Origin of the sequence: Nostocoides japonicum T1-X7, assembly GCF_001046855.1 — a bacterium.
Taxonomy (GTDB): Bacteria; Actinomycetota; Actinomycetes; order Actinomycetales; family Dermatophilaceae; genus Nostocoides; species Nostocoides japonicum.
In genome coordinates, this window is record NZ_HF570958.1 from 3,572,629 (window position 1) to 3,579,793 (window position 7,165).

9 protein-coding genes and 1 tRNA gene are annotated in these 7,165 nt (G+C 71.8%); 6 read left to right on the top strand and 4 right to left on the bottom strand.

Annotation, left to right across the window (positions count from 1 at the left end; genetic code table 11):
* Positions 1 to 508: 508 nt before the first annotated feature.
* Positions 509 to 587 (top strand) — tRNA-Gln (locus BN12_RS16150).
* Positions 588 to 682: 95 nt separating this feature from the next.
* Here the strand turns inward: BN12_RS16150 and BN12_RS16155 are convergent.
* From BN12_RS16155 to BN12_RS16170, 4 genes are all read right to left on the bottom strand, one after another.
* Positions 683 to 2,050, bottom strand: coding sequence for a site-specific integrase (locus tag BN12_RS16155; protein ID WP_157635528.1), 1,368 nt, complete (start codon positions 2,048 to 2,050; stop codon positions 683 to 685).
* Complete coding sequence (locus BN12_RS23905) at positions 2,047 to 2,400, bottom strand: hypothetical protein (RefSeq protein ID WP_083454704.1); 354 nt, start codon at positions 2,398 to 2,400, stop codon at positions 2,047 to 2,049. Before BN12_RS23905 ends, BN12_RS16155 begins: the two co-directional genes overlap by 4 nt.
* Entirely contained in the window at positions 2,397 to 2,618 is a 222-nt protein-coding gene (locus BN12_RS16165; RefSeq protein ID WP_048554057.1) for a hypothetical protein, read from the bottom strand. The genes BN12_RS23905 and BN12_RS16165 overlap by 4 nt, the downstream gene beginning before the upstream one ends.
* Positions 2,619 to 2,727: 109 nt before the next feature.
* Entirely contained in the window at positions 2,728 to 3,270 is a 543-nt protein-coding gene (locus BN12_RS16170; RefSeq protein WP_157635529.1) for a hypothetical protein, read from the bottom strand.
* A gap of 69 nt (positions 3,271 to 3,339) precedes the next feature.
* Between BN12_RS16170 and BN12_RS16175 the strand changes: the two genes are divergently transcribed.
* The 5 genes from BN12_RS16175 (at position 3,340) to BN12_RS16190 (ending at position 7,129) form a co-directional block, all read left to right on the top strand.
* Positions 3,340 to 3,534 (top strand): helix-turn-helix domain-containing protein, encoded by a 195-nt coding sequence (locus BN12_RS16175; protein ID WP_048554061.1) that lies wholly within the window; start codon positions 3,340 to 3,342, stop codon positions 3,532 to 3,534.
* 210 nt (positions 3,535 to 3,744) lie between these two features.
* On the top strand, positions 3,745 to 5,622 hold the full coding sequence (locus BN12_RS16180) for an AAA family ATPase (protein WP_048554063.1): 1,878 nt from the start codon (positions 3,745 to 3,747) through the stop codon (positions 5,620 to 5,622).
* A gap of 381 nt (positions 5,623 to 6,003) precedes the next feature.
* Entirely contained in the window at positions 6,004 to 6,273 is a 270-nt protein-coding gene (locus tag BN12_RS26795) for a zinc finger domain-containing protein (RefSeq protein ID WP_456093704.1), read from the top strand.
* Positions 6,274 to 6,374: 101 nt separating this feature from the next.
* Positions 6,375 to 6,683, top strand: a complete 309-nt coding sequence (locus BN12_RS16185) for a hypothetical protein (protein ID WP_157635530.1) — start codon at positions 6,375 to 6,377, stop codon at positions 6,681 to 6,683.
* Positions 6,680 to 7,129 (top strand): hypothetical protein, encoded by a 450-nt coding sequence (locus tag BN12_RS16190; RefSeq protein WP_048554067.1) that lies wholly within the window; start codon positions 6,680 to 6,682, stop codon positions 7,127 to 7,129. The genes BN12_RS16185 and BN12_RS16190 overlap by 4 nt, the downstream gene beginning before the upstream one ends.
* The last annotated feature ends 36 nt before the right edge of the window (positions 7,130 to 7,165 follow it).

The following is a 7,165-nucleotide window of genomic DNA, read 5'->3' on the forward strand; positions in this document are numbered from 1 at the left end:
CCGTGGTCGGAACGGCGCCGCAACCACGACAACCCCGCACGTGCCGAGTTGTTGCTGTCCAGGAGCCGGTCCGGCGACATCTTCTCGGCACGTGCGAAGGTGGCGGTCGCGCGGCCGATCGACGGGTCGGCGTTCGGTCGGCCAGCCAGTGTCCTCCTGACCGCGACCACGGCCCCCCCGGCGATTGGGCGACGCGACGGACGCTTGTGGGGAAGATGGTTGGCGCTATAGCTCTGGCCAGCTTCCCCACAAGGACTTGAGAGATGCCACGCCCGGCCGATTAGCCTCGTATCCGCGCGTGGCCAGCGGGACGACCACGACAACCCCGCACCTGCCGTGGGCCGCTTCGGCAGGTGTGGGCCTTCCGTGGTCGCCTCGTCGTCGTAACCACGACAACCCCGCATGTGCCGAGGTGCTGATCGGGTCGTGTGTGGACGGCGAGCGAGGTCAACTGTGGGCAGGGCAGCGGAGTGCTTGGCTACCCTTGCGGGAGCCGTCGAGGCGGCGTTCCCCGGTTGGTCTGCTGGCAGGGCCCGCCTGACTTTGAATCAGGACTAGCGACGTAGGTTCGATTCCTACCCGGGGAGCCCGACCGGGCACGTCTGTGCAGGTCAACGGACTGCGGCCCGGTGTCCCCACTACGGATAGGGACACCGGGCCGCTCGGGAGTCTCAGAGAAGTTCTAAGAACCCGTCCGCGATCGGGTGAGGAGCTCGCCCAGCCCCCGCGCTCCGACGGCCGCCGCGTCGTCGTCGGTCGAGACGTAGAAGCGGCCGTGCGTCACGACGTCGTGCCCGAGCAGGCTCGCCATCGCCCGCTCGCTGATCCCCGCGTCCCGGCCCCACGAGGCGAGGGTGTGGCGGATGCGGTGGATCGACCCGAGGTCAGGCACTCCGGCCTCCGCGGCGAGCGCCCGGAACCGTCGCGAGTAGGCGTCGGGGTCGACGGGCATGCCCGCGGCGTCGAGGATGACCAGCCCCTCCGACGGCCGCCCCTGAGCGAGCCACAACGCCCGCAGCGCTGCCACGGTGCCCGGGTGGATCTCCTCGACGCCGACGACCCGGTGCGACCGGCTCGTCTTCGGCCCGCCGAGGTCGGTGTCCTTCGCCCGGCCCGTCTTGACGCGCGAGGCGGCCACGGTGACGGTGCCCTCCCGCAGGTCGACGTGCCGCCAGTCCAGCCCGAGCACCTCCGAGCGACGCAGCCCGCAGAGCGTGAGCCGCATGCCGGCCCGTGACCACGGGAAGCCCGGCTCCTCGGCACCGTCGGAGACGTCACGGAACGCGAGGAGCTCCGCCGTCGACCAGATGACCTTCGGCCTCGCCTCGGACGACCGCTTGGGCGCGCGGACGCCGACCGTCGGGTCCCGCTCGACCCAGCCCTGCTCGATACCCCAGCGGTATGCCTGGCTGAGCGAGCCGAGCGAGTAGGCGATGCTCCGGGCCGACAGCGGGCGCCTCCACTTCCCGCCGGCCGTCGCGAGGGTGCCGACGAGCTCTCGGACCTCGCCGACCCGGACGTCCTCGGCGGGCCGGTGGCCGATGTGCCGCAGGGGAGCGTCGAGAGCCGAGCGGTAGCCCTCCAGCGTGACCCGCCGGATGCCGCCCGGCCGCACGTCCTTCTCGCGGGCGAGGAGCCATCGCTCGCACAGCGCTCGCACCGTGAGGCTCGTCGGGCGTGACCACTGGCCCTCGGCGAGGATGCGGGCACGGGCCGCCGCGACGGCCGAGCGGGCATCGTCGAGCGTGTCCGCCGTGCCGGTCGCCTGGACCGCCTTGCGGGCGCCCTCGGGCGTCGCGGTGGCCGTCCAGCGCCAGCGCACGACACCCTTGGTGGTGACGACGCGCCGGATCGGCTCGCCGTAGCGCGGGCAGCCCGCGCAGGTCCACCCGCGCAGGGTGCCGCTGCCGTCGACGACGCGGGACCACCCGGCGGAGCGGTTGCGGCGTGGCTCCTCGCAGAACGCGCACGCCTTCATCGGGTGCTCGGGCAAGGGGATCTTGAGTCCTGGGGCTCGGCGCGACCCCGCGCCCATGGGGGCGGTGCTCATCGACCCCACCCGTCCCAGCCCGCGTCCCACGCCGGGGTGGGTTTGGTCTCGGGCTCGCACGATGCCTCGAACGCGTCCAGCGCGGCCTGTGCCTTCCGGAGGCTCTCGCCGTAGACCGCTCGGCTCTCGTCATCCCATGCGCGGCGGAGCGTCTCGCCCATGTCGTTGCGCCGGCGGATGAGCGCGATGTACTCGGCCCAGTGGGCCTCGCGGGCCATCTTGTGCTCGCGCTCCTCGCGAGCACGAGCCTCCTGTTCCTCCCTCGACGCCCTCTCGTGATCGGCTTTGCGGTCGTCGAGCTCACGGATGAGCGCTGACCATGACCGTGGGGTCGGGTCGGCGGTACTCACTCGTCATCCTCCGTGAGACGTGCCTCCACCTCGTCGAGGCTGAGACCGTAGCCGCTCTGCAGGCCCCACGCCACGACGGTGTTGGTACAGGGATCGGTCAGCATGTACGTGCCGTAGTCGAGCGCGCGTGGGTCGCGGCGTCGCGACTTGACGAGCCTGAGCCCTTGTCGGTCCGCCATGCGGCGAAGGCGGTTCTCCCGGATCTTGTCGGGGTCCATCGGTGGTTCCTCTCAGATGATTGATGATGCTGGAAAGCATACTGGAAACAGTGCTCGGCGCCAAGCGGGAAGCGATGCCAGACGCCGAAGGGTTGGTCTTGACCAGGGATTACCTCGCCTCCTCCTTCCGTTTGCGGCCGACCTCGGCCTCGGGGATGAGTCCGCGGTCGCGGGCCTTGCGGGTCCAGAAGTCGACGGTCTGGACGTCGACCCCGAAGTGGGCGGCCAGCGCGGCTCGCCTCGGCTTCGGGGTCGAGTGCCACGCGGCGGCGAAGTCCTCGGGCGACATCCCGCGACGCCGCGGCGGGGGCGGACCGCCGAAGTCGGTGATGACGGTTGCCCTGCCGGCGGCCTTCCTCGGGCTGTCCCCGCGTCCGCGCGCCTCCCAGTAGCCGTCGGCCGCCGCGGCGGCCACCTCGGTGATCGTGGGCAAGGGGAGCGTGACGAGCCGGGCCATGGAGACCTCGCCGAAGTGCTCGTCGAGGTCGACGGTGAGCGTCGTCAACCGAGGGCGGCCCTGCTCGTCGGACGCGACGGTCACGTCCACGGACCAGCCCTCTGCCGATATCCGCACGCGGGGGCCGCGATGGTCACCGGACGCGACGTCGCCCGGGTCGGTGATGACGTTCCATTTATCAAGGTTTGCCTGCATGCTCGAAATTATAGCGCGGTTACTCAGAATAACCTAGGGCTTCACGAGAACCACCTAGGAAGGGAAGCCATGCCCGCCATGACCGCCACGCGCACGCCGGAGCGCGTCCTCACCGTGCCGGAGGTCGCCGAGCACCTGCGCGTCGAGAAGCACGCTGTCTACACGCTGATCCGTGAGGGGGAGCTGCGGAGCATCCGCGTCGGCCGGCTCATCCGGGTGCCCGAGAGCGCGCTCACCGCCTTCCTGCTCGGCGACGTCCTGTGACGACGGCAAGAGCCCGGCCGCATGAGCGACGGCCGGGCCCCGGAACCGAGGAGAAGTTCGGTGTTGCGTGCCACGGTACCCCATGGGGGTATGAACGGGGAGGTCTCCGCTGTGGCCGGTCCTGATCCCGGATCAAGCGCCCGCGGCACATCCGCGCAGGTCAGCACGGGTGCCGGGCCCGGATCCCCAGAACGGCTCTCACAAACGCCGGTGACCGTGTCGGGAGTCGCTCTCGGCAACGCCCTCATCGCCGCGGGCATCCCGGTCGTCGTCTGCACGCTGTGCCCGCCCGGCTGCTCTCGTCACAGGGAGAGGGTGGAGCTGCACCGGCCGCCGGGATGGAACAGGCTCACCGCGCGCGGGTGCGACCTGAGCGGCTTCCGCGAGGGAGTCGACGTCCTCGCCATGGTCTCGGGTCACGGCCTCGACGTGGTCGACGTCGACACCAAAGCCGCCGACCCCGGCTCCCTCGACCACCTGCCGCCCTTCGAGCGGTTCGGCCTCGTGCGGACGCCCTCCGGCGGCTGGCACGCCTACGTCCGGTCGACCGGGCGCGGCAAGCGGTCGCCGTTCGCCACGGTCCTCGGTCACGTCGGCGACTACTGCGGCGGCACCGAGGACGGCGGAGGCCGGATGCTCGTCTACCTGCCGGGCTCGTCCCGACCGAAGTACCCCGAGGGTGCCTACGTCGTCGAGGAGCCGCTCGACATTGCCGCCGCTCTCGCGGCGGACCCGGACCCGACGCTGACGAGGGTCCTCGACGACGCCGGCGCCTCGACCGACGGGCGCCCGGGGGAGGAGAAGGCGAGCAAGGCCGAGATGAGCGCGTTCCTCGTCGAGCACGAGGCCGAGCCGGCCTGCCACTACGGCCGCCGCGCGCTCGACGACGTGATGAGCGAGGCCGAGACGGTCGGCGAGGGCGGCCGGCACGGCTGGGGCACTAAGGCGTTGCTCCGAGGCGTCGAGCTGACCCGCGCGGGCTGCTGGGGGTCCGGCGACCTGCGGGCCGTCATGGACCGCTTCGAGCGCATGCTGCCCCCGGAGCGCGCGGGCGAGGCGGAGGCGGCTCTGCGGCACGCCGTCGCGAACGCCGACGGCGGCACCGGCTGCGGGATGCACGACCCGTCACGCGCCGCGGCGGCCGTCTTCGGCGGGGCGGTCGGGGACGACGACCCACCTGTGGAGTGCTTCCCCCGCACGAGCCTGCGGGAGCTCCTCGACCCGGACCGGCCGCCGAGGGAGTACGTCGTCGACCCGCTCATCACCGCAGGAGCGTCGGTGTCGTTCGTCGCCCCGCCCGGCGCGAGGAAGTCGCTCCTGCTGCTCCGGCTCGCCATCGCGGTGGCCCGCGGCGAGCCGGACTTCGCCGGCATGGCGATACCCCGCGGGCGCCGGGTCCTGTACGTCGACATGGAGAACACCGAGGACGACTGGCACGAGCGCCTGTCGTCATTCGGCGTGGCCCTCGGCGACCTCGACGACCTGGGCCGTTTCATCCCATCGCTGCTTCCGCCCATGCGACCTCTCGACACGGAGCAAGGCGGGGAGGATCTCGTGGCCGCGGTGGGGGCGTACGGGCTCAGCGAGGGGGACCTCGTCGTCCTTGACTCGTATCAGCGGGTCACCGAGGCTGGGGAGAACGACTCCGACACGGCGCGCGCCTACTACCGACACACCGGCGTCAAGCTCAAGCGCCTCGGCCTGACGGTTCTTCGCACTGACAACACCGGCAAAGACGTGACCCGCGGCGCCCGCGGGACCAGCAGCAAGCGCGATGACGTCGACGTTGAGTACCTCCTGCACAACGAGGGTGGCGCTGTCCGCCTCACTCGGGCGAAGTCGAGACAGCGTGGCGCCGACCACGTGCGCATCCGTGTCGTCGAGGAGGGCGGTGCTACGGACTTCGTCTGGGACGACGGGCCGGGCGACGTGGTCACCGCGGACTGCGCCAGAGTCCTCGACGACCTCGGCGTCCCACTGTCGGACGGGTGGCGCAAGGCGATGGCCGTCCTCGTCGAGAACGGTCACGAATACACGCGAGCGACGGTCCGCGACGCCGTGGCGTTCCGCAAGGACGACGTCATATGAGGCCCGAAAAGCGGGCCGGCCCGCACAAGTGTCCAGAGGCCCGAAAAGCGGGCCAGCCCACCTCGGCCCACGCGGGGGTTAGCAAGAGAAAACCGCAGGTCAGAGGCCCGAAAGGCGGGCCGGCCCACCTCGGCCCACCCCCTCGCGGGCTAGTGGGCCGTGTGGCCGCCCCCCTAAGGGGCGGCCCACTGGCCCGCCCCACCGTGGCCCGGAGGCGTATTGGAACACACGTCCAGAGGAGTGGGACGGCACACGAATACAGGCCCCGAATACAGGCCCCGAATACAGGGGGCCCCCGCGGAGGCCGACCCTGCCGCCGCGCCGGACGACAGACCATCGGCGCCCGACCCGGGTGCCGGACAACCGAGAAGGAGAGCAACCATGAGCCCGATCGCGGTCGACCCGCCCTACCCCGCTGACCGTGTGGCCTGCCCACGGTGCGGAGCACCACCCGGGCAGCCCTGTGCCTACCGAGGCCGCTACCCAGGTCGGCGGGCTCACCTCGCCCGCCAGGACAAGGCAACCCGCCTCTGGTGGGGCCGCGTCGATGAGGAAATACGCCTCCATGACGAGAGGTGGGACGCCGCGACGAGGCGTCTCGGCGTCTCGGACTCCGGTCGCGTCAGCCAAGACCTGTGGGGCCTCCTGTGACGACGACCGAATCTGAGCGGTGGACCTGCGTGTCGCCCACGGGCGACTCCGGCTATCGGACCGCCAGCCCGGCCGAGTGCCGTCGGCATGGCGGGGTCCTCGTGCCCGACGTCGCCCTCCCCGTCGTCGAGGAGCCCGACGACGAGCCCGCGACCCGCACGCCGGCCGACCCGTTCGCCCGCGTCGTCCGGGCGGTGCCGAACCCGGACTGCGAGTACCGGAGCACAGCATGCGGCTGCTGGCTGGTGGTGGTGCGGTGTCCCCACTGCCGCCGCGAGCACACCCATGGGACATGCCACGGGGAGCCCGAGGACGGGCTCCTGCACCGCGGTGCCCACTGCCGCGGGCGCGGGTCGAATGGGTCCTACTGGATCCAGTGGAACCCCCGACTGTGGGAGGTGGCCTCGTGAACTCCGCGGACCTGAAGGGCACGTTGACGGGGCTCTGGGAGCGGGCTCACGCCTCCGCGCCCACCGGCTCGTGGCCGACGGTCACGCGGCTCGCCGGGCCCGACGTGCCGAGACACATGACCGCCTGGGCCGTGGGCCGCTGGAGCGATGAGCCCGACGACGACCGCCCCCGCCAGATCATCGTCACGCCGAGCCTCAAGCCCGACGCGCCCGCGTCCGTCCGGCGTCGGCTCCTCGCCCGCGTCATCGCGGATGGGTCGGGTGAGTGCCCGCTCTGCTCGGCGGTGGCCGGTCTGGACCGCGAGCCGCCGGCACCGGGCGAGCCGGGGATCGCCGCCTGGCGGACCATGCCGCTGCACATCACCTTGACGCATGCCGTCGGGTGTCCGGCGACCTTCGGCGACGAGGACCGTCGCCACTTCGAGATGCAAGGAGACCAGTCATGAGATACCGACCCCCTGCCCGCCTCGACGAGCGGGCTG